This is a genomic window from Streptosporangium nanhuense, assembly GCF_059358815.1.
The window spans coordinates 259274-279557 of the sequence record NZ_JCADBG010000014.1 but is presented as its reverse complement, the minus strand read 5'-3'; the positions used below and the strand labels follow the sequence as shown (position 1 = coordinate 279557).

16 protein-coding genes and 1 rRNA gene are annotated in these 20284 nt (G+C 71.2%); all 17 read left to right on the top strand.

Going from position 1 to position 20284, the window contains the following annotated elements:
* Window positions 1-144 precede the first annotated feature (144 nt).
* The 17 genes from rrf to rplU all read left to right on the top strand — a co-directional run bounded on the left by rrf (window position 145) and on the right by rplU (window position 20278).
* Window positions 145-261, top strand: a 5S ribosomal RNA gene (rrf, locus tag AC5L38_RS26685).
* Between the two features lie 488 nt (window positions 262-749).
* Window positions 750-2042 carry a bifunctional folylpolyglutamate synthase/dihydrofolate synthase gene (locus AC5L38_RS26680; protein ID WP_495245553.1) on the top strand — a complete coding sequence of 431 codons (1293 nt, stop codon included), beginning with the start codon at window positions 750-752 and terminating at the stop codon, window positions 2040-2042.
* Between the two features lie 180 nt (window positions 2043-2222).
* On the top strand, window positions 2223-2561 hold the full coding sequence (locus AC5L38_RS26675; RefSeq protein WP_495245552.1) for a DUF4233 domain-containing protein: 339 nt from the start codon (window positions 2223-2225) through the stop codon (window positions 2559-2561).
* 11 nt (window positions 2562-2572) lie between these two features.
* Window positions 2573-4531 carry a hypothetical protein gene (locus AC5L38_RS26670; RefSeq protein WP_495245551.1) on the top strand — a complete coding sequence of 653 codons (1959 nt, stop codon included), beginning with the start codon at window positions 2573-2575 and terminating at the stop codon, window positions 4529-4531.
* A 123-nt stretch (window positions 4532-4654) separates the two neighbouring features.
* On the top strand, window positions 4655-5065 hold the full coding sequence (gene ndk, locus AC5L38_RS26665) for a nucleoside-diphosphate kinase (RefSeq protein WP_495245550.1): 411 nt from the start codon (window positions 4655-4657) through the stop codon (window positions 5063-5065).
* Window positions 5066-5256: 191 nt separating this feature from the next.
* Window positions 5257-6288: a rod shape-determining protein gene (locus AC5L38_RS26660; RefSeq protein WP_495245549.1), complete on the top strand. Its 1032-nt coding sequence runs from the start codon at window positions 5257-5259 to the stop codon at window positions 6286-6288.
* Window positions 6288-7337, top strand: a complete 1050-nt coding sequence (mreC, locus tag AC5L38_RS26655) for a rod shape-determining protein MreC (RefSeq protein WP_495245548.1) — start codon at window positions 6288-6290, stop codon at window positions 7335-7337. The genes AC5L38_RS26660 and mreC overlap by 1 nt, the downstream gene beginning before the upstream one ends.
* Before the next feature lie 4 nt (window positions 7338-7341).
* Window positions 7342-7869 carry a rod shape-determining protein MreD gene (mreD, locus tag AC5L38_RS26650; RefSeq protein ID WP_495245547.1) on the top strand — a complete coding sequence of 176 codons (528 nt, stop codon included), beginning with the start codon at window positions 7342-7344 and terminating at the stop codon, window positions 7867-7869.
* A 94-nt stretch (window positions 7870-7963) separates the two neighbouring features.
* Window positions 7964-10027: a penicillin-binding protein 2 gene (gene mrdA / locus AC5L38_RS26645; protein WP_495245546.1), complete on the top strand. Its 2064-nt coding sequence runs from the start codon at window positions 7964-7966 to the stop codon at window positions 10025-10027.
* Window positions 10028-10157: 130 nt separating this feature from the next.
* Window positions 10158-11321 carry a rod shape-determining protein RodA gene (rodA, locus tag AC5L38_RS26640; protein ID WP_495245545.1) on the top strand — a complete coding sequence of 388 codons (1164 nt, stop codon included), beginning with the start codon at window positions 10158-10160 and terminating at the stop codon, window positions 11319-11321.
* A gap of 143 nt (window positions 11322-11464) precedes the next feature.
* On the top strand, window positions 11465-11689 hold the full coding sequence (locus AC5L38_RS26635) for a hypothetical protein (RefSeq protein WP_435290840.1): 225 nt from the start codon (window positions 11465-11467) through the stop codon (window positions 11687-11689).
* Between the two features lie 31 nt (window positions 11690-11720).
* A complete protein-coding gene (locus tag AC5L38_RS26630) occupies window positions 11721-13154 on the top strand; it encodes an NsdA family TPR-like regulatory protein (protein WP_495245544.1) in 1434 nt (477 codons plus the stop codon).
* A complete protein-coding gene (locus AC5L38_RS26625; RefSeq protein ID WP_495245543.1) occupies window positions 13151-14047 on the top strand; it encodes a phosphotransferase family protein in 897 nt (298 codons plus the stop codon). Before AC5L38_RS26630 ends, AC5L38_RS26625 begins: the two co-directional genes overlap by 4 nt.
* An 18-nt stretch (window positions 14048-14065) precedes the next feature.
* The gene (locus tag AC5L38_RS26620) at window positions 14066-15976 is read left to right on the top strand and encodes a TIGR03960 family B12-binding radical SAM protein (RefSeq protein WP_495245542.1); all 1911 of its coding nucleotides are present in this window, start codon (window positions 14066-14068) and stop codon (window positions 15974-15976) included.
* A gap of 102 nt (window positions 15977-16078) precedes the next feature.
* Window positions 16079-16858, top strand: coding sequence for a TIGR03936 family radical SAM-associated protein (locus tag AC5L38_RS26615; protein WP_495245560.1), 780 nt, complete (start codon window positions 16079-16081; stop codon window positions 16856-16858).
* Between the two features lie 97 nt (window positions 16859-16955).
* Window positions 16956-19766 carry an Rne/Rng family ribonuclease gene (locus tag AC5L38_RS26610; protein ID WP_495245541.1) on the top strand — a complete coding sequence of 937 codons (2811 nt, stop codon included), beginning with the start codon at window positions 16956-16958 and terminating at the stop codon, window positions 19764-19766.
* 209 nt (window positions 19767-19975) lie between these two features.
* Window positions 19976-20278: a 50S ribosomal protein L21 gene (gene rplU, locus AC5L38_RS26605; RefSeq protein ID WP_030924785.1), complete on the top strand. Its 303-nt coding sequence runs from the start codon at window positions 19976-19978 to the stop codon at window positions 20276-20278.
* Window positions 20279-20284 lie beyond the last annotated feature (6 nt).

Genomic DNA, 20284 nt, shown 5'->3' with positions numbered 1-20284 from the left:
GATAGGCTGGAAGTGGAAGCGCAGTAATGTGTGGAGCTGACCAGTACTAATAGGCCGAGGACTTGACCACAAAGCAACTTTTGCTCGCGTCCACTACGCAATTCTGAGACAACAAACAGTAGGTGTTTGTGTGTTTCATAGGGTTACGGCGGTTATGGCGAAGGGGAAACACCCGGTTACATTCCGAACCCGGAAGTTAAGCTCTTCAGCGCCGATGGTACTGCACCGGGGACGGTGTGGGAGAGTAGGTCACCGCCGGACAATCTTTTATGAGGGCCCCCACCGTTTGGTGGGGGCCCTCATGCTTTTCCGGAGCCTTTTCTGTGGTGTCTGGATCTTTTCAACAGGGGGCTTCCGCCGTGGGTGGGGGCCTTTTTCGCGTTACGGAGGAACCTCGGACGGTGAGTGAGAGAGTTCCTGCTCACGGGGTGGGAAATCGAAAGGTTTCCCGGCCCGGGAAGAGGCCCCCTGAAGAAGGGGGCTACCGTCCGACGTTGGGCTTTTCGTGTTCCATTCCCTGTGTCGGCCGGTGGAGGTCCACTGGGTTTCGAGGAGGGCTTTCCCGTGTCATGAGCCTCGTCTTCCATGGCTTCCGTACCGGTATGGCCGCCGTGTTTGGGAATCCCGTCCTGTGGAGTTTTATGGGTTGCGGGGTCCGCGTTGCACCAGCCTTTACGGCCCTGTCCGGGACCCGCCCAGGACGTCAGTAGGGTGGAGACGTGGACTATCGAGCGGTTGAACAAGCGATCATGCAACGTGGTGTCGAGTGGAACTTCGAGCCCAGCCTCGACAGGATCGCCGCGCTCGTGGATCTGCTCGGCTCTCCGCAGCACTCCTATCCCGTCGTGCACGTGGCCGGCACGAACGGCAAGTCGAGTACGACACGGATGATCGAAGCACTCCTGCGCGAGCGCAACCTGAGGGTCGGCCGGTTCACCAGCCCTCACCTCGTCTCCATGCGTGAGCGCATCAGCGTGGACGGCGTCCCGCTCAGCGAGGAGCGCTTCGTCGAGGTGTACGAGGACATCGCGCCCTACCTGGAGATGGTCGACGCCCAGGGGCGGAGGCTCTCCTTCTTCGAGACCCTCACCGCGATGGCGTTCGCCGCCTTCGCCGACGCCCCGGTGGACGTCGCGGTCATCGAGACCGGAATGGGGGGCATCACCGACGCCACCAACGTCGCCGACGGTGTCGTGGCGGTCATCACGCCCATCTCCCTCGACCACGTCGACTACCTCGGGCCCGACGTCGAGACGATCGCCGGGGAGAAGGCCGGCATCATCAAACCCGGGGCGACCGCGGTGCTCGCCCAGCAGGAGCTCTCCGCGGCCTCGGTGCTGATGAGGCAGGCGGCCGACACCGGTGCCACCGTGGCGCGTGAGGGGCTGGAGTTCGGGGTGCTGAGCAGGGAGCTCGCCATCGGCGGGCAGCTGCTCCGGCTCAAGGGGCTCAAGGGGACGTACGAGGACGTCCTGCTTCCCCTGTACGGCGCCCATCAGGCGAGCAACGCCGCCTGCGCGCTGGCCGCGGCGGAGGCTCTGACGGGAGGGGATGAGCCTCTCGACGAGGAGCTGGTGCGGCAGGCGTTCTCGCGGGTGAGCTCGCCGGGCAGGCTCGAGGTGGTTCGCCGGGGGCCCACGGTGGTCGTCGACGCCGCGCACAACCCCGCGGGGATACGGGCCACCCTGGACGCCGTACAGGAGTCCTTCGACTTCGCGAAGCTCATCGGCGTGGTGGCGGTGTTCGAGGACAAGGACGTCCAGGGCATCCTGGAGCTGCTGGAACCGATGATGGACGAGATCGTGGTGACCAGGAACTCCTCGCCGAGGTCCATGGACGTGGACGATCTCGCCGCGCTGGCCGAGGAGATCTTCGGCCTCGACCGGGTGTACCAGGTCGAGAGGCTGGACAGTGCGATCGACCGGGCGATCGGCCTGGTCGACGCCCTGGGCGAGTTCAGCGGGGCCGGGGTGCTGATCACCGGGTCGGTGGTGACCGCCGGCGACGCCCGGCTCCTGCTCAGGGCGGACGAGGCGCAGTGAGCGGACGGATGCAGTGAGCGGACGAGACGCGGTGAACGGGCGGAAGAGGCCGGCTGGAGGCAACGCGCCTAGCGGGCCGGTCTTGGTGAGTGGACGAAACGCAGTGAGCGGACAAGTCGGGACGAGCCGGCCGGGTACAACGGGCGGGATGCGGCCGAGGCGACTCTGGAGGAGCGAAAAATGATCACGGTCACTCCGGGGATGAGGCGTCTCTGTGCCAGCGTGCTCGGCATGGAGGCCATAGTCGTCGGTCTGTTCACGCCGGTCGCGATCAACATCCAGGGGATCGAACCGGCCGTCGCGGCCACCGTCGGCCTTGGCCTGGCGTTCCTCTGCGTGGTGGTGATCGGCCTGCTCAAGAGGCCTTTCGCCTACATCGCGGGGAGCGTGATCCAGGTGCTCGCCATCGCGTCCGGCCTCATGGTCCCGACCATGTTCCTCCTCGGCGTGGTCTTCGCCGCGCTGTGGATCACAGCGATATTCGTCGCTCGCCGTGTCGAGGGCGTGACTTCTCGCTAAAGTCGGCCAACATGGCCGTCCCTCCCATCCAGCCGACTCGGGCGGTGTCCACCGGGCCCACGGGCCTGGTGCGCGCACTCCGTGTCTCCCTGATGCTCGACGTCGTCCTCGGACTGCTCGTCGCGGTAGTGCTGCCGCTGGCGATCGTCGCCATCCCCAACACCATCTCCGTGGTCGCCGCCCTCCTGCCGCCGGACGTCTCGCAGATAGCGATGATCAGGGCGCACGGGCTGGCGCTTCCCGCGATGGTCCTGACCGTGCCGGTGGCGGCGGTGGCCGTGCACCGGACGAGGGCGGCCCCGATGATGGTCGCGGGGCTGACCCTGCTCGCCCTCGCCGACGCCGCCGGCGGGTACGCCGGGTCGACGGCGCTGGTGGGGGTCCTGCGGGTCCTGCACGGGATCGGCGCTGGCCTGCTGGTCCCGGCCACCTTGATGGCCGTGTGGGGGCGTTCGGTGCTCCTGCGGGCCGTGTGGGCGGCGGCGCTGACGGCGAGCCTCCTGGCCGCCCAGGCGCTCGCCCTGTGGCCCCTTGACCAGGTCGACTCCTGGCGCGTCACCCTGCAGCCGTACCCGATGCTCACCGGGGTCGCGCTCGTGCTCGCCGCGCTCTACCTGGTGCTGTGGCTGAAGGAGGGCGAGAGCGGCGGTCCGGTGCGGGCCGTCGCGGAGCGCGGGCGCACGCTGTGGGTGGTCGTGCCCGCCGTGGGCGTCGCGGCCCTCGCCCTGGGCAGCACGTTCGACTGGTCGCCGAGCCTGGTGATCCGCGCGGCGCTGGTGTCCGTCCTCGCCCTGCTGGCCCTGGCCTCGTTCGGCGCCTCGAAGGGGGCCGTGGGCCGGGCGCCGGCGTACGCGATGGTCGCGGTCGGCGTCGTCGCCCTGCCGACCGCCGCCCAGATCACCTACGTGGAACTCGGCGGGCTGGGAGGTCCCGGCCTGTCCGGCCTGTGGCCGGCCTTCGTGATCGCCGCGCTGGTGGGTCTCCTGTCCGCCGCGCTGGCGAACCGGCTGGGTCACGCGGCCATGCCCATGGTCACCGCGGGCGGGCTCGTGGTGATGGTCGCGGGCCTGTGCGCCGTGCGGTTGTTCCTTCCCGCCCCCGGCGGGCTTCCGCTGATCCTTCCGTTCGCGCTGCTCGCGGGCGGCGCCTCGGTGGCGCTCACCGGCGCGCTGCGCTCCTGCGGCGAGGGGGCCGCGCTCCTGGCGCTGTCGCTGTTCTTCCCCGCGGTGCTCGTGGGATTCCTGCTGGGCAGCGGTGTCCAGGTCACCCGCCTGGAGGAGGCCACGAGCCCGCAGGCGCTGGTCGACGGGTTCGTGGACGCCCTGCACCTGTGGGCGCTGATCGGTGGCGGCGTGGTGCTCGTGGTGATCGTGCTCGGCGCCGTCCTGGCCCGCCTCCTGCCCGGCGCCCCGGCGAGCGCGCGCGACACCCGGTACACGCGCGACACCCCGGCCGGTACGGCCGTCGCCTCGCCCGGCGCGGGTTCCGCCTCCGGGCTGGTGCCCTCCCCGGCGGGGGAGGTCGATCTCACCGGTGGCGCTTGGCCGGCCGCCACGACATCGGGCCCTCCGAAACATGCCGGGTCCTCCAAGCAGACCACCCGGACCGGCGAGACCGGGCAGAGCAAGCGGGCCGGGCAGCCGGAACGCGATGGGCAGGCCGGGCAGGTGAGACACGCGGTGGTGCGGCCGCGCCCCGAGGCCGAGGCCACGTCACCGCCGCAGGCCCGTCCGGATCGCGAGGCCGGGTCCAGGGCGGAGAGCGAGTCCGTGACCGTCACCGGAGGCGGGCACGGGGCGGGTGCGGGCGGGTGGCCCAGGCCCCGGCACGAGCCCGACCGCGTCCCCGAGCGCGACCCCGAGCCGGAGACGGAGACCGAGCCGGAGAAGGTCGTCGCGCCGCCCGTGGTGGTGCCGCCGCCCGCGCCCTCGCCCGAGGACGATCCGAGGAGCGGGCCCGCCCTCCAGTGACCTCGCCGACCACGGGGAGTCGCGGTCCTCATCGCCCCTACGAGGGGTCGCAACCGTGAAGGACGGTAAACTTCGCGCGATTACCGCAGTCCGCGACCCATACATGTTCAAAGGAGAACTTCAGTGTCCGAGCGCACCCTTGTCCTGATCAAGCCCGATGGTGTGGCACGTGGCCTCATCGGCGACGTGATCGCCCGTGTCGAGCGCAAGGGTCTGAAGGTCGTGGCGCTGGAGCTGCGCACCCTGGACGTCGACACCGCCAAGACGCACTACGCCGAGCACTCCGAGCGGCCGTTCTTCGGCGAGCTGGTGGAGTTCATCACCTCCGGCCCGCTGGTCGCGCTGGTGCTCGAGGGTCCGCGCGCCATCGAGGCCTTCCGCGGCCTCGCCGGCCTCACCGACCCCGTCAAGTCCGCGCCCGGCACCATCCGCGGCGACCACGCCCTGGAGATCGGCGAGAACGTCGTCCACGGCTCCGACTCTCCCGAGTCCGCCGCGAGGGAGATCAAGATCTTCTTCCCGAACCGCTTCTAAACGCACGCTTTCGCCGCGTTTGCCCGGCCCCGCCGTCCTTGTGGGCGGCGGGGCCGCGCGTGTTCGGCCAACCCAAGATTTTGCTGCGGCAGGCCGCCTCATTGCGCTCAATGGTGGGTACGTCACGTTACGATTCGAGTGCGTTCCGTAGTTTTCGCCGACGACCTGACGGAAGGAGGCCGGCCTTCCTCATGGGCAGCAATCTTGCTTTTCTGGGCCGCGACATGGCGGTCGACCTCGGCACCGCGAACACCCTCGTGTACGTGCGAGGTCGCGGGATCGTGCTCAACGAGCCGTCCGTCGTGGCGATCAACACCGCGACGGGGAAGATCGTGGCTGTTGGCATCGAGGCCAAGCGGATGATAGGCCGCACGCCCGGCAACATCGTGGCCATCCGCCCGCTCAAGGACGGTGTCATCGCCGACTTCGACGTCACCGAGCGCATGCTGCGCTACTTCATCCAGCGGGTGCACAAGCGCCGCCACTTCGCCAAGCCGCGCATCATCATCGCCGTGCCGAGCGGGATCACCGGGGTCGAGCAGCGAGCGGTCAAGGAGGCCGGCTACCAGGCCGGCGCGCGCAGGGTCTACATCGTCGAGGAGCCCATGGCCGCCGCGATCGGCGCCGGGCTCCCGGTGCACGAGCCCACCGGCAACATGGTGATCGACATAGGGGGTGGCACCACCGAGGTGGCGATCATCTCGATGGGTGGCGTGGTCACCAGCCAGTCGATCCGGGTGGGCGGTGACGAGATGGACCAGGCGATCATCGCCTTCGCCAAGAAGGAGCACTCGCTCATGCTCGGCGAGCGCACGGCGGAGGAGATCAAGATGGCCATCGGCTCCGCGTGCATGCTCCCCGAGGAGAGCCACGCCGAGATCCGGGGCCGTGACCTGGTCAGCGGCCTGCCCAAGACGATCGTGGTGTCGGCCGCGGAGGTCCGCAAGGCCATCGAGGAGTCGCTGAACGTGATCGTCGACGCGGTCAAGACGACGCTCGACAAGTGCCCGCCCGAGCTCTCCGGGGACCTGATGGACCGCGGGATCGCCCTCACCGGGGGCGGGGCGCTCCTCAAGGGCATGGACGAGCGGCTGAAGGCCGAGACCGGCATGCCGATCCACCTCGTCGACAACGCCCTCGACTCCGTCGCGCTCGGCTCGGGCAAGTGCGTCGAGGACTTCGACGCCCTGCAGCAGGTCCTGGTCCCCGAGCCGCGGCACTGATGAAGGACACCCGCCGGGCACGGGTCAACCTGGGGCTGCTGCTGGCCGCCGCGCTCGTGCTCGTGACCATCGACCACCGTTCGGTCACGGAGTCGCCGTTCGGTCCGCTCAGGACGGTCGGCACGACGCTGTTCGGCGCCGCGGAGAGCGCGGGGGCGGGGCTCGTGCGGCCGGTCGGCGAGTTCTTCGAGACGATGGCCGAGGCTCCCTCGGCGCGCGTCCGGATCGAGAGGCTGCGCGCGGAGAACCAGCGGCTCAGGCACGACCTGGCGGCGCAGAGCCTCGACCGGGGGCGGTCCCGGGAGCTTCGCAGGCTGCTCGGTGTCGCCGGGACCGGCGGATACCGGATCCTGCCCACCCAGGTGATCGCCCGGCGCGGCGCCCCCGGGTTCGAGGAGGCCGTCGAGCTCGACGTGGGGCGCGACGACGGGGTGCGCCCGGAGATGACCGTGCTGAACGCCGACGGCCTGGTCGGCAGGGTGGTCCAGGTAGGGCCGTCCACCTCGACGGTGGTCCTGCTCAGCGATCCCGCCTCGGCGGCCGGGGCCCGGCTGGAGGGCAGCAACGAGATCGGGGTGGTGCACGGCGTGGGGGAGAACGGCCGCCTGGTCCGCTTCCGGCTTCTCGACTCGACCGCGCCGATCACGCCGGGCCATCGCATCGTGAGTTTCGGCTCCCAGCGTGGCGCGCCGTACGTGGCGGGGGTGCCGATCGGGGTGGTGGAGCGGGTGGAGGCCACGCCGGGCGAGCTGACCCGCATCGCGTACGCGCGGCCGTCCGCCGATCTCACCGCGCTGGACGTGGTCGGCGTGGTGGTGCGGGCGCCGCACCGCGATCCGCGCGACGCGCTGCTCCCGCCCGGCCCGCGTGAGGCGAAGGCCACGACAGGCTCGCGTGAGGAGGCCTCGACCGGCTCGCGTGAGGAGACGGAGGACTCGACCGGTCCGCGGGAGAGGGAGGTCCCGACGCCTGAGCGGTCGGCACCGGCCTCGCCCGGCCCCGGCCCGCGCGAGGCGGAGGCTTCTCGCGGCCGGAGAGAGGGGGCCTGAGGGGATGGGCCGCACCGCGGCCTTCGTGCTGCTGCTCCTGGGGATCATGATCGTCCAGGTGACCGTCGTCAACAGGCTGCCGCTGCCCGGGCACGCCGCGCCGGATCTGGTGCTGCTCGCGGTGCTGGGGTACGCGCTGGCGCGCGGGGCGGCCGAGGGGGCCGTCATGGGCTTCGCCGCCGGTCTCCTCAGCGACCTGCTGCCGCCGGCGGCGCACCTGCTCGGGCACAACGCGCTCGTGCTCTGCCTCATGGGCTTCCTGGCGGGACGCGCGGTGGAGAGCCAGCCGGGCGCGGCGCCGCTCGCGGCGATGGCCTGCGCGATCGCGGGTCCCGTGGTGGCCCTGGTGACCGGCGCCCTGGTGGGGGATCCGCGGACCGGGCTGTCCATGCTGACGACGGTGCTGCCGCAGGCGATGGCCTACAACCTGCTGGCCGCGCCGCCCGTGGTGTGGATGGTGCGGCGGCTCGTCCGGGGGCCGGAGCCGCGCCTGGTCCAGGTGCCCCGGCACATCATGCGGAGTCGCCCATGAGGTCACGTACGCGACCTCGTACGCCATGGGGGTCTGGGGGGTCGGGCGGGTCGTGGGCCGGGGGGGCCGGCGGGGTGCGCGGGGAGGATGGGGCATGGGCCTGATGCGGGGGCGGCTGATCGTGGTGCAGGTGCTGGTGGTGTCGATGCTGGCGCTGCTCGCCGTACGGCTCTGGCAGGTGCAGGTGGTGCGAGGCACGGAGTACGTGGAGGCCGCGACCGAGACGCGTACGCGTGACGTCGTCGTCCCCGCGGTGCGCGGGCAGATCCTCGACGCGACGGGCCGTCCGCTGGTGCGCAACCGGACCACGCTGGTGGTCTCGGTCGACCGCACGCGCCTGAACCGGATGGCGGGCAACGGCCAGGAGGTGATCCAGAGGCTGGCCGGTGTGCTCGGCCGCCGTCCCGTCGAGCTGCGGGAGCGGATCAGGGCGTGCGGTCCCGGGGTCGCCCGTCCCTGCTGGCCGGGGTCCCCGTACCAGCCGATCCCCATCGACATCGACGTCACCACGCGCGAGGCCCTGCAGATCCTGGAGCGGCAGGAGGAGTTCCCCGGGGTCACGGCCGAGGTGCAGGCCGTGCGGGAGTATCCGCGCAAGGGGGCGGGCGCGCAGGCGCTCGGCTACCTGCAGCCGATCACGCAGGAGGAGCTGGATCGGCGTGACGGGCTCAGGGCGGCGTTCTCCGGGGTCGACCTGGTGGGCAGGGACGGCCTGGAGTCGGTCTACGACGTGCCGCTGCGGGGGACGCCGGGGATGCGGCGGGTGCAGGTCGACCGGCTCGGCAAGGTCATCGGGGTGGAGCGGCACGTGCCGCCGGTCCCGGGCGACACGCTCATCACCAGCATCGACGCCCGGGTGCAGACCCTGGCCGAGAAGGCGCTGGCCGAGGCGATGAAGGGCGCGCCCAAGGCCGACGGGGCGGCGGCGGTGGTGCTGGACGCGAGGACCAGCCGGGTGATCGCGCTGGCCAGCGCGCCGACGTACGATCCGGCGGTCTGGAGCGGGGGGATCTCCGAGACGGAGTACCAGCGCCTGCTGTCGGGCAAGACCGGCAAGCCGCTGGTGTCGCGGGCGATCAAGGGCGAGTTCGCGCCCGGTTCGACGTTCAAGGTGTCGTCGGTGTCGGCGATGGTCAGGGACGGCTACCCGCTGCACGGCAAGTACGACTGCCCGGGGTCCTTCATGGTGGGCGACCGGCCGTTCAACAACTTCCGCGGCATCGGGCTGGGCGTCCTCAACCTGCACACGGCGCTGGTGAAGTCGTGCGACACGATCTTCTACCGGGCGGCGTACGAGCAGTGGCTGCGCGACGGGGGGCTCAACCCGAAGGGGAGGCCCAAGGAGCCGATGGCGAACATGGCGCGCGCCTACGGGTTCGGCCGTCCCACGGGCATCGACCTGCCGGGCGAGTCACCGGGCAGGATCCCCGACCGGGCGTGGAAGAAGGCGCTCTGGGCGGTGACCAAGGAGGACAACTGCAAACGGGCCAAGTCCGGCTATCCGGAGGTGGCCAGGAGCAGTCCCAGCAGGGCCGCGTTCCTCAAGCGGCTGGCGTACGAGAACTGCCTGGAAGGGTTCCAGTGGCGGCCGGGTGACGCCGCCAACTTCTCCATCGGGCAGGGCGACGTGCTGGTGACGCCGCTGCAGCTGGCGGCGGCCTACGCGGCGCTGGTCGGGGACGGCAAGCTGCGCAGTCCCAGGGTGGGCTGGGCGCTGGTGCGTCCCGACGGCACCAAGGTCAAGGAGATCAAGGTGCCGGTGGTGGGCAAACTGCCGATCACGCGGGAGGAGCGGGCCTACATCAAGGGGGCGCTGAGCGAGGTCGCCTCCGACGGCACCGCGGCGGGGGCCTTCTCGGGGTTCCCCATGGACAAGGTCAAGATCGGTGGGAAGACCGGCACCGCCGAGGTCTACGGCAAGGCGGACACCTCCTGGTTCGCCTCGTTCGCTCCCACGGACAAGCCGCGGTTCGTGATCGTCGCCATGGTGTCCCAGGGCGGGATGGGCGGCCAGACCGCGGCTCCGGCGGTCCGGAAGATCTATGAGGGCATCTACGGCTTCAAGCCCGACGGGAAGCCGTCCTCCTCGGCTCTGCCGGGCGGGCGCCCGGCGAGGGCGCTTCCGGTGATCGCCAAGGACGGGACGGTGTCGCGGTGACGACTTCGACCTGGACCTCGACTTCGACTTCGACCTCGACCTCGACGGCGACGGCGACTTCGACGGCGGCGCCGATGAGCGCGACGGGGCTCTCGAGGGCGCCGGTGGTGACGTCCGCCGGGGAGGCGGCGTGAACCGGGCGGCCGCGCCGCAGAGGGCGTCCCTGGCGGGCCGGACGGTGGCGGCCGCCTCCACGGTGGGCCGGATGGACGGATTGATGCTGGTCGCCGTCGCCGCGCTGGCGGTGATCGGCACGATGCTGGTCTGGTCGTCGACCAGGACCTGGGCGGCCGGTTCCACGGGACTGGTCAAGAAGCACATCCTCAACCTCGTCATCGGTGCCGTGCTTGCCGGTACGGCCTCGATGGTCGACCACCGGGCGCTGCGGGCCTTCACGCCGCTGATCTACGGTGCGACGCTGGTCGGGCTGATCCTGGTGATCACGCCGCTCGGCAGCACGGTGAACGGCGCCCACTCGTGGATCATGCTGGGCGGCGGTTTCGCGTTCCAGCCGTCGGAGTTCGCCAAGCTCGGCCTGGTGCTGATGCTCGCCATGCTGCTGGCCCAGCCCGCCAGGGGCACCGACCGGCCGCGCGGTTTCGACGTCGTGATCGCGCTGGTGGTGTCCATGTTCACCATGGGGCTGGTGATGCTCCAGCCCGACCTGGGCACCACGATGGTCATCGGGGTGATCACGGCGGGCACGATCGTCGTGGCGGGGGTCCGCAAGCGCTGGATCGCCGGGCTCACCCTCAGCGTGGTCGGCGCGGGGGTGGCCGCGTGGTTCCTCGACGTCCTGGAGCCGTACCAGATCGCCCGGTTCACCGCGTTCCTCAACCCGGCCAGCGATCCGCGGGGGGTCGGCTACAACAGCACCCAGTCGCTGATCGCGATCGGGTCGGGGGAGGTGTTCGGCAAGGGACTGTTCGGGGGCGGCCAGACCACCGGCCGTTTCGTGCCGGAGCAGCACACCGACTTCATCTTCACGGTGGCGGGGGAGGAGTTCGGTTTCCTCGGCTCGGTCACCGTGGTGGCGCTGCTCGGGGTGATCCTGCTGCGGGGGGTGCGGATCGCGCGCCAGTGCGACGACCGGTTCGGCACGCTGGTGGCCGGTTCGATCGTGTGCTGGCTGGCCTTCCAGTCGTTCGTCAACATCGGGATGACCGTCGGGATCATGCCGATCACCGGTCTCCCGCTGCCGTTCGTCTCCTATGGCGGTACCGCCACCTTCGCCAATATGATCGCCTTCGGCCTGCTCCAGGCGATCCACATGCGCCGGCAGCCGTTCCAGTAATCGGCTCAGCGCCCGTCTCGCCCCTGTCGCGGCGCCGACATGAGAGCGGCCCGCATGTCGCGCATCCCCGATTCTCACTGGCACGGCGTTCGTCAAGCGAACATTCTGGGAACGAAGACGAAACTCGCGATGACGGAGGAGCCGTGATCTCTGAGCTCGCCGAGCGGCAACGCGCACTCGAACTGTTACGGACCGCGTTCCCCGATTACCGGATCGTGTTCAGCAAGGGGCGCTGGGCCGCGGTGTCGGCGGGCAGCCCGCCGGCGGTGTGGTTCGCCGAGACCCCGAGCAGCCTGTGCGGGCAGCTCTTCCAGGCGCAGCTCCGCAACGGCGGCACGGTCGTGCCCTTCCAGGGCGGCGGTTCGTGAGACGGGCGCCGAGGCACCCCGGGGAGCGCCGATGACCTCGGTCTCGCGCGGTGGCGACCGCGCCGCGCTGGCGTACGCGACGATCATCCGCACCCGTACGCTGGCCGGTCTCTCCGGCCCGCCGTCCGCCGCGGTCATCCAGCAGATGGTGGACGAGATCCACGTCCGCTGTCCCCAGCAGACCAGGTTCAAGTGCCGCAGGCTCGCCCACGGGTGGACCGTGGAGGAGGCCATCGACCACTTCCACGCCATGTGCGACAGGGAGGGGATCAAGCGGCGCGGGCTCAGCGAGCGCTCCTGGCGGGAGTGGGAGGCGGGGGCGAGGCCCGACCGCGACTACACGGACCTGCTGTGCAGGCTCTTCCAGACCGGTCCGGTGCAGCTCGGCTTCGCCCAGGACTACACCCCCGAGGAGCTGCGCTCGGTCCCGCCCGCCCCGCCGGTCGTCGACGTGATCACGGCGGCGGCCGACGAGGCCGGGGCGCACGCCGAGCGGGCCGAGGAGAGCGAGCTGGGCGCGGGGGCGCTGGAGCGGCTGCGCACCCAGGTGATCTGGGTCGGCAGGCGCTACGTGTCCGAGGCCCCGCTGCCGCTCTTCGTGGAGATGCGCGAGCTGCAGGAGCGCACCCGCAGGGCGCTGGAGCGGCGCGTCCACCCCGGGCAGGCCAGGGAGCTGTACTTCCTCACCGGCGCGCTGTGCGGGCTGATGGCCAACGCCAGCATGGACATGGACCGCCGCGTCCCCGCCGACACCCTCGCCCGCGCCGCGTGGACGTACGGCAAGGTGGCCGGGCACGCGGCGCTGATGGGGTGGGCGCGCGGCATGCAGTCGTCGGTGGCGCTGTGGGACCGCCGCCACGGTGACGCGGCCCGCTACGCGGAGGAGGGGCTGACCCACGTCCGCGCGGGCTCGGGAGCCACCCGCCTGCACATGCTGAGGGCCCGCTCGTACGCGCTTCTCGGGCGTCGCGGGGAGGCCTCCGAGGCGCTGCGCGAGGCGGCCGGCGCCCGCGCCGGGGGCGGGGGCGACGAGCTGCACGACGAGATCGCCGGGGAGTTCGCGTTCCGCCCGGCGAAGGAGCACTACTACGCGGCGGTCGCCCAGCTGCAGCTCGGAGCCTCCGCCCCGGCGATCGAGTCGGCGCGCGAGTCGCTGTCCCTGTACGCGTCGGGGGACCCGGAGAACCGCTCCTACGGGTGTGAGGCCATGGCCAGCGCCCATCTGGCGATCGCCCACCTGATGGAGGGCGACACCTCGGGTGCCGAGGGCGCCATGGCGCCGATCCTCGCGCTCCCGCCCGACCGGCGCATCGGCAGCCTGGGCGCCACCCTCGGCGCGAGTCGCGCGCTGCTGGCCTCACGTCCCGGCGGGGAGCAGATGGCCGGTCAGATCGAGGGTTTCTGCGCCGTGGGCCTGCCGCAGCGGGCCAGGAACGCCATCTCGGACGGGAGAAGTGGACGATGACCGTCACCGCGGAGGGCCTGCCCCTCCCGCGCGCCGCCGTGGCGCTCGCCGAGTCGTGCCGTCGGACCGGGCTCGACACCGGGGGCGCGACGCTGATGCGCGACTTCGCCAACGCCGTCTACCACCTGGCGGGCGAGAAGGTCGTGGTGCGGCTGACGGAGGCGACCACGCCCGGCAGGTACGACCGGCTGGTGACCTCGATCCGGGTCACCCGGTGGCTCGCCGAGCAGGGCTTCCCCGCCGTCAGGCCGCTGGAGATCAGGCAGCCGGTCGTCGCGGAGGGCTTCCTGGCGACGTTCTGGCACCACGAGGAGCACATCGGGCCGCCTCCCGGCCCGGCGGAGCTGGGGCCGCTGCTGCGGCGGCTGCACGACCTGCCGCCCGTGCCGTTCGACCTGCCGACCCACGACCCGTTCGGGGGGGTGCGCCGGGCGATCGGCGCCAGCGTCGCGCTGGCCCACGATGATCGCGACTGGCTGCTCGGCCGCTGCGAGGCGCTGGCCGAGGCCTACTACGAGCGGGTGGAGTTCGCCCTGCCGTACGGGCTCGTCCACGCGGACGCCCACCGGGGCAACCTGATCCGCACGCGCGGCGGTTTCCTGCTGTGCGACTGGGACGGGGTGTGCGCGGGGCCCAGGGAGATCGATCTGATCCCGACACTCCAGGGCGGCAGGTTCGGTCTGACCGAGCGCCAGCGGGCCGATTTCAGCGAGGCCTACGGCTACGACGCGACCACCTGGGAGGGCTATCCGGTGCTGCGTGACATGCGCGAACTGCGGACTCTCACGGCCGTGCTGCGCAACGCGCACCGCGATCGCACCGCCCGTGAGGAGCTGCGCCACCGGCTCGACTCGCTGCGAGCGGGCGACGACCGCCTGTGGCACCCCCTGTAGGCGGATATTCTTGACGGCATGTCTGTCGAGTCGCTGTTTCCCCGCCTGGAAATGCTCCTGCCCAAGGTGCAGAAGCCGATCCAGTACGTCGGAGGTGAGCTCAACTCGACCGTCAAGGACTGGGACGAGACCACGGTCCGCTGGGCGCTGATGTATCCGGACGCCTACGAGGTCGGCCTGCCCAACCAGGGCGTCCAGATCCTCTACGAGATCCTCAACGAGCTGCCGGAGACGCTGGCCGAGCGGACCTACGCGGTCTGGCCCGACCTGGAGGCGCTCATGCGCTCCGAGGGGGTCCCCCAGTTCACGGTCGACGCGCACCGGCCCGTACGGGCGTTCGACGTGCTCGGGCTGTCCTTTTCGACCGAGCTCGGCTACACCAACATGCTGACCGCGCTGGATCTGGCGGGCATCCCGCTGGAGGCGGCCGACCGGGGCGAGGACGACCCGATCGTGCTGGCCGGCGGTCACGCGGCGTTCAACCCCGAGCCGATCGCCGACTTCCTCGACGCCGCCGTGCTGGGCGACGGGGAGCAGATCGCCATCGCGATCACCGAGGTCATCCGCGAGTGGAAGGCCGAGGGCTCGCCCGGCGGGCGCGACGGGCTGCTGATGCGGCTGGCCGAGTCCGGCGGGGTCTACGTGCCGAAGTTCTACGACGTCGACTACCACGCCGACGGCCGGATCCAGCGCGTCGCGCCCAACAGGTCGGGCGTGCCGTGGCGGATCCACAAGCACACCGTGATGGACCTGGACGAGTGGCCCTACCCCAAGAAGCCGCTGGTCCCGCTGGCCGAGACCGTGCACGAGCGGTTCAGCGTGGAGATCTTCCGCGGGTGCACCCGGGGGTGCCGGTTCTGCCAGGCCGGCATGATCACCCGTCCGGTGCGCGAGCGCTCGATCACCACGATCGGCGACATGGTCGAGGCGGGCGTGAAGGCGTCCGGCTTCAACGAGGTCGGCCTGCTGTCGCTCTCCTCGGCCGACCACTCCGAGATCGGCGAGGTCGCCAAGGGGCTGGCCGACCGCTACGAGGGCACCAACACCTCGCTGTCGCTGCCCTCGACCCGGGTCGACGCCTTCAACATCGACCTGGCCAACGAGTTCTCCCGCAACGGCCGCCGCTCCGGCCTGACGTTCGCCCCCGAGGGCGGCTCGGAGCGGATGCGCAAGGTGATCAACAAGATGGTCACCGAGGAAGACCTGATCAGGACCGTCACCACCGCGTACACCCAGGGCTGGCGGCAGGTGAAGCTCTACTTCATGTGCGGCCTGCCGACCGAGGAGGACGCCGACGTCCAGGGCATCGCCGACCTGGCCAAGAAGGTCATCAAGGCGGGCCGTGAGGCCACCGGGTCGCGCGACGTCCGCTGCACGGTCTCCATCGGCGGTTTCGTGCCCAAGCCGCACACCCCGTTCCAGTGGGCCGGCCAGGCCGACCACGAGACGGTCGACCGCAGGCTGAAGGCCCTGAGGGAGGCTCTGCGCGGCGACAGGGACTACGGCCGCGCGATCGGCCTGCGCTACCACGACGGCAAGCCCTCGATCGTGGAGGGCCTGCTCTCCCGGGGGGACCGCCGGGTGGGGAAGGTCATCCGCGAGGTGTGGGCGGGGGGCGGCCGGTTCGACGGCTGGAGCGAGCACTTCTCCTACCAGCGCTGGATGGACGCCGCCGAGGCCGTCGGCGTCGACGTCGACTGGTACACCACGCGCGAGCGCGAGGAGAACGAGGTCCTGCCCTGGGACCACCTCGACGCCGGTCTCGACCGCGAGTGGCTCTGGCAGGACTGGCAGGACGCGGTCAACGACGTCGAGGTCGAGGACTGCCGCTGGACCCCGTGTTACGACTGCGGCGTCTGCCCCACGATGGGGACCGAGATCCAGATCGGGCCCACCGGGAAGAAGCTGCTACCACTGACGGTTGTCTGAGGTGGGCGGTGCGTGAGCACCGCTCTTTGGAAACGACGACCACGACTTGGGAAGGACGACACCACCCTGAAACCCGCTCCCGACGGGCCGCCGCCCGCGCCCGTGGTGCAGCGCCTTCGCGTGCGCTACGCCAAGCGCGGCCGCCTGCGCTTCACCAGCCACCGCGACATCACCCGGGCCCTCGAACGGGCGGTCCGGAGAGCCGACGTCCCGGTGGCGTTCAGCGCGGGCTTCTCGCCCCATCCGAAGATCTCCTACGTGGGAGCGGCCGCCCCCACCGGGGTCGCCAGCGAGGCCGAGTACTTCGAGATCAGCGTGACGCGCGAGTGTGATCCCGACCGGCTGCGAGCAGCCCTGGACACCTCGCTGCCGCCCGGTCTCGACGTGCTCGACGTCGTCGAGGCGGGCCCGGCGAGCCTGGCCGACCAGATGGAGTGCTCGGCGTGGGAGCTGCGGCTGCCGGGAGCCGATCCCGCCCTCGCCGAGGCCGCGGCCGAGAAATTCGTCGCCACGGACCACGTCGAGGTCGAACGCCTTACCAAGAAGGGGATGCGACGCTTCGACGCACGTGAAGCGGTGCTGAGCCTTCGGGCATTTGAGGGAACCGAGACAACAGCAGGTCAGGCGTCCAGTCAGCCATGTGTCATACTTCGCATGGTTGTACGGCACGAAACTCCTGCCGTTCGACCCGACGACGTTCTCACTGGACTGCGTCTTGTGGCTGACTTCGCGCCGCCGGTGCCCCCCGAGGTAACCAGGCTGGCGCAGGGCCCGCTGGACGTTCACACCGGTGAGCCCGCCGATCCGTTCGGCCTTGACCGCGACATCACGCGCGGCGGCGAAGCGGAACCGGTGGGCAGGCACGTCGGCGGCGACATATAGGACTTGGCGCCGGGCCCCAGGCCTGGCGGACAGTGAGAGACGAGAGCTCCCGCGCGGCGCGGAGACGCGCCCGGGAGCTGAACGGGAGAGCGCCCGCATGCTCGACAACGAGCCCAACGCCGGGGTTAACGGCCCCGGCGGGGATACGACAACAGAAGACGCGCGGCCGGCGGTGACCCGCCGCAGGGCGGCCAGCCGGCCCGCCGGTCCTCCGCCGGAGGAGCCGGAGGCGGCCCCCGTGGCCGCGGCCCCGCCCGCGCCGGTCGCGCAGACCGTGACGCCTGCGACGCCCGCGACGCCCGAGGTCTCCGCGCCGGAGTCACCGGCCGAGGCGCCGGAGCCCGCGGCGGCGGCCCCCAAGCGCGCCAGCAGGCGCAAGACGGCCGTGGCGGACGGTGCGACCACCACCACGCGGCGTAGCCGTGCGAAGAAGCCGGTCGCCGAGCCGGTCGAGACGGCCCCCGCCGAGGCCGTCGAGGCCGCCGAGGTCGTGACCGCGGCGCCCGCGGTGGTTCCCCCGGTGGCGCCCGTCGTGCCGGACCCCTTCGCGGTCCCCCAGCCCTTCTCCGAGACCGGCGTCGACGCCGGGAGCGCGGTGGCCGAGCCCCAGGAGGCGCCCGCCGCCCCCGCCAAGCGCACCCGTACGCGCAAGAAGGCCGCCCCGCGCGAGGTGGCCCCCGCCGAGGTCGCGGAGACCGAGGACGCCGTGGAGGCCGAGGAGGAGCTGCTGCCCGTCGAGGAGCCGCTCGACGACGAGCCCGCGGGTGAGGACATCGTCGAGGAGCGGCCCGGCCTGTTCGCCGACCCCTTCGGGCTGGCCGCCCAGGAACGTTCCGAGGTGCCCTCGGTGACCTTCCAGGCGCCCGCCGCGGTGTTCCAGCCGCTGTTCCAGGCCCCCGACCCGCAGCGGGCCGCTCAGCCCGCCGCGCGTCCCGCGCCGGTCCAGCCCGCCGTGCCGGAGCCCGAGCCCGCCGAGACGAAGGCCGAGAAGGCCGAGCTCGCCGAGGAGATCGAGGACGACGACTCCGACGGCGACGACGACGCCAGCGGTCGCCGGCGCCGGCGCCGCAGGGGCGGCCGGGGCCGCGGCAAGGCGCGCGACCTCGACGAGGCCGAGGAGAGCGAGGCCGAGCAGGACGACGAGGAGCGGCCCGAGGCCGAGCAGGAGGACGACGACGCCGAGAGCGGCAGCTCGCGCCGGCGTCGCCGCAGGCGCCGCAGGGGCACCGACGAGGCCGGCGACGTGCCGGACGACCCGCCGAACACGGTGGTGCGGATCCGCGCGCCCCGCGCCGGGCGCAGCACCTCGGTGGACGAGGTGCAGAGCGTGCGCGGCTCGACCCGCCTGGAGGCCAAGAAGCAGCGCCGCCGCGAGGGCCGCGAGCTCGGCCGCAGGCGTCCGCCGATCATCACCGAGTCGGAGTTCCTGGCCCGCAGGGAGTCCGTCGAGCGCATGATGGTGGTCCGCCGCACCGGCGGGCGCACCCAGATCGCGGTGCTGGAGGACAACGTCCTCGTCGAGCACTACGTCAACCGCGAGGCGAGCCAGTCGTACGTGGGCAACGTCTACCTCGGCAAGGTGCAGAACGTCCTGCCGAGCATGGAGGCGGCGTTCGTCGACATCGGCAAGGGCCGCAACGCGGTCCTGTACGCCGGTGAGGTCAACTTCGACACCGCCGGGCTGGAGGGACAGCCCAAGCGGATCGAGGTGGCGCTGAAGTCGGGCCAGTCGGTGCTGGTGCAGGTCACCAAGGACCCCATGGGCCACAAGGGCGCCCGCCTGACGAGCCAGATCAGCCTGCCCGGCCGCTACCTGGTCTACGTGCCCGACGGCTCGATGACCGGCATCAGCCGCAAGCTCCCCGACAAGGAGCGGACCCGCCTCAAGAGCATCCTGAAGAAGGTCATGCCGGAGAACGCGGGGGTCATCGTCCGTACGGCCGCCGAGGGCGCGTCGGAGGACGAGCTGGCCCGCGACGTGGCCCGGCTGTCGGCGCAGTGGGAGAACATCCAGCGCAAGGCCAAGTCGGCCAGCGCGCCCGAGCTGCTCTCCTCCGAGCCCGACCTGACCGTCCGGGTGGTCCGCGACGTCTTCAACGAGGACTTCGCCTCGCTGGTCGTCGCGGGCGACGTGTGGGAGACGGTCGACGAGTACGTCCGCTACGTCGCCCCGCACCTGGCCGACCGGCTCAGCAAGTGGGAGGAGGGCGGCGACGTCTTCGCCGCCTACCGGATCGACGAGCAGATCGCCAAGGCGATGGAGCGCAAGGTCTGGCTGCCCAGCGGCGGCTCGCTGGTGATCGACAGGACCGAGGCCATGACCGTGGTCGACGTCAACACCGGCAAGTTCACCGGCCAGGGCGGCAACCTGGAGGAGACCGTCACCCGCAACAACCTGGAGGCGGCCGAGGAGATCGTCCGCCAGCTCAGGTTGCGCGACATCGGCGGCATCATCGTGATCGACTTCATCGACATGGTGCTGGAGAACAACCGCGACCTGGTGCTGCGGCGGCTGCTGGAGTGCCTGGCCCGCGACCGCACCAAGCACCAGGTGGCCGAGGTGACCTCCCTGGGCCTGGTCCAGATGACGCGCAAGCGGGTCGGCCAGGGCCTCCTGGAGGCCTTCTCGACCACCTGTGAGTGCTGCAACGGCCGTGGCCTGCACGTCTCGTCCGAGCCGGTGGAGGGCAAGCCCGAGCCGCGCGGCACCCAGGGCAAGATGGCCGTGGAGAAGGCCGTCGCGGAGAAGCTCGGCAAGGACGGTAACCACGCTGTGGCGGCCGGTGACCAGTCGGGCCGTGATACGGTGACCGATGCGCTTGACGGAGTCCAGCACGAGGACGGTCAGGCAGCACAGGCTTCTGGCCGGGGGCGGAGACGCTCCCGCAAGGCCAGGCCGGCCGACTAGACCCCCGTCCCGCACAGGGACGGGGCCGAAGGCCGGCACCCCCGACGTTCCGCCCGGTTCGACCAGGACACCGTCAATCCGGTACCCTGGTGAACCGGTGCGCTCATGGCGCGCCCTGTTCGCGCGCCTACCCGGTACGTCATCAATGACCACAGCCGGATGCGGGGCGCAGCATCCAGCGAGCAAGCAGTCAGAAGAAGGGTTCCGCGGTGTACGCGATCGTTCGTTGCGGCGGCAGGCAGCAGAAGGTCTCCGTCGGTGACGTCCTTGAAGTGGACAAGGTCGCCGGCGAGGTCGGTTCCACGGTTTCGCTGCCGACGGTCCTCGTCGTCAACGACGGCGACGTGACCACCGAGGCGGGCAAGTTCACGGTTGCCGCCGAGATTCTCGGTGAGACCAAGGGTCCGAAGATCCGGATTCTGAAGTACAAGAACAAGTCGGGGTACAAGAAGCGCCAGGGTCACCGCCAGCGGTACACCCAGGTGAAGATCACCGGCATCGACCAGGCCTGAGTTTCG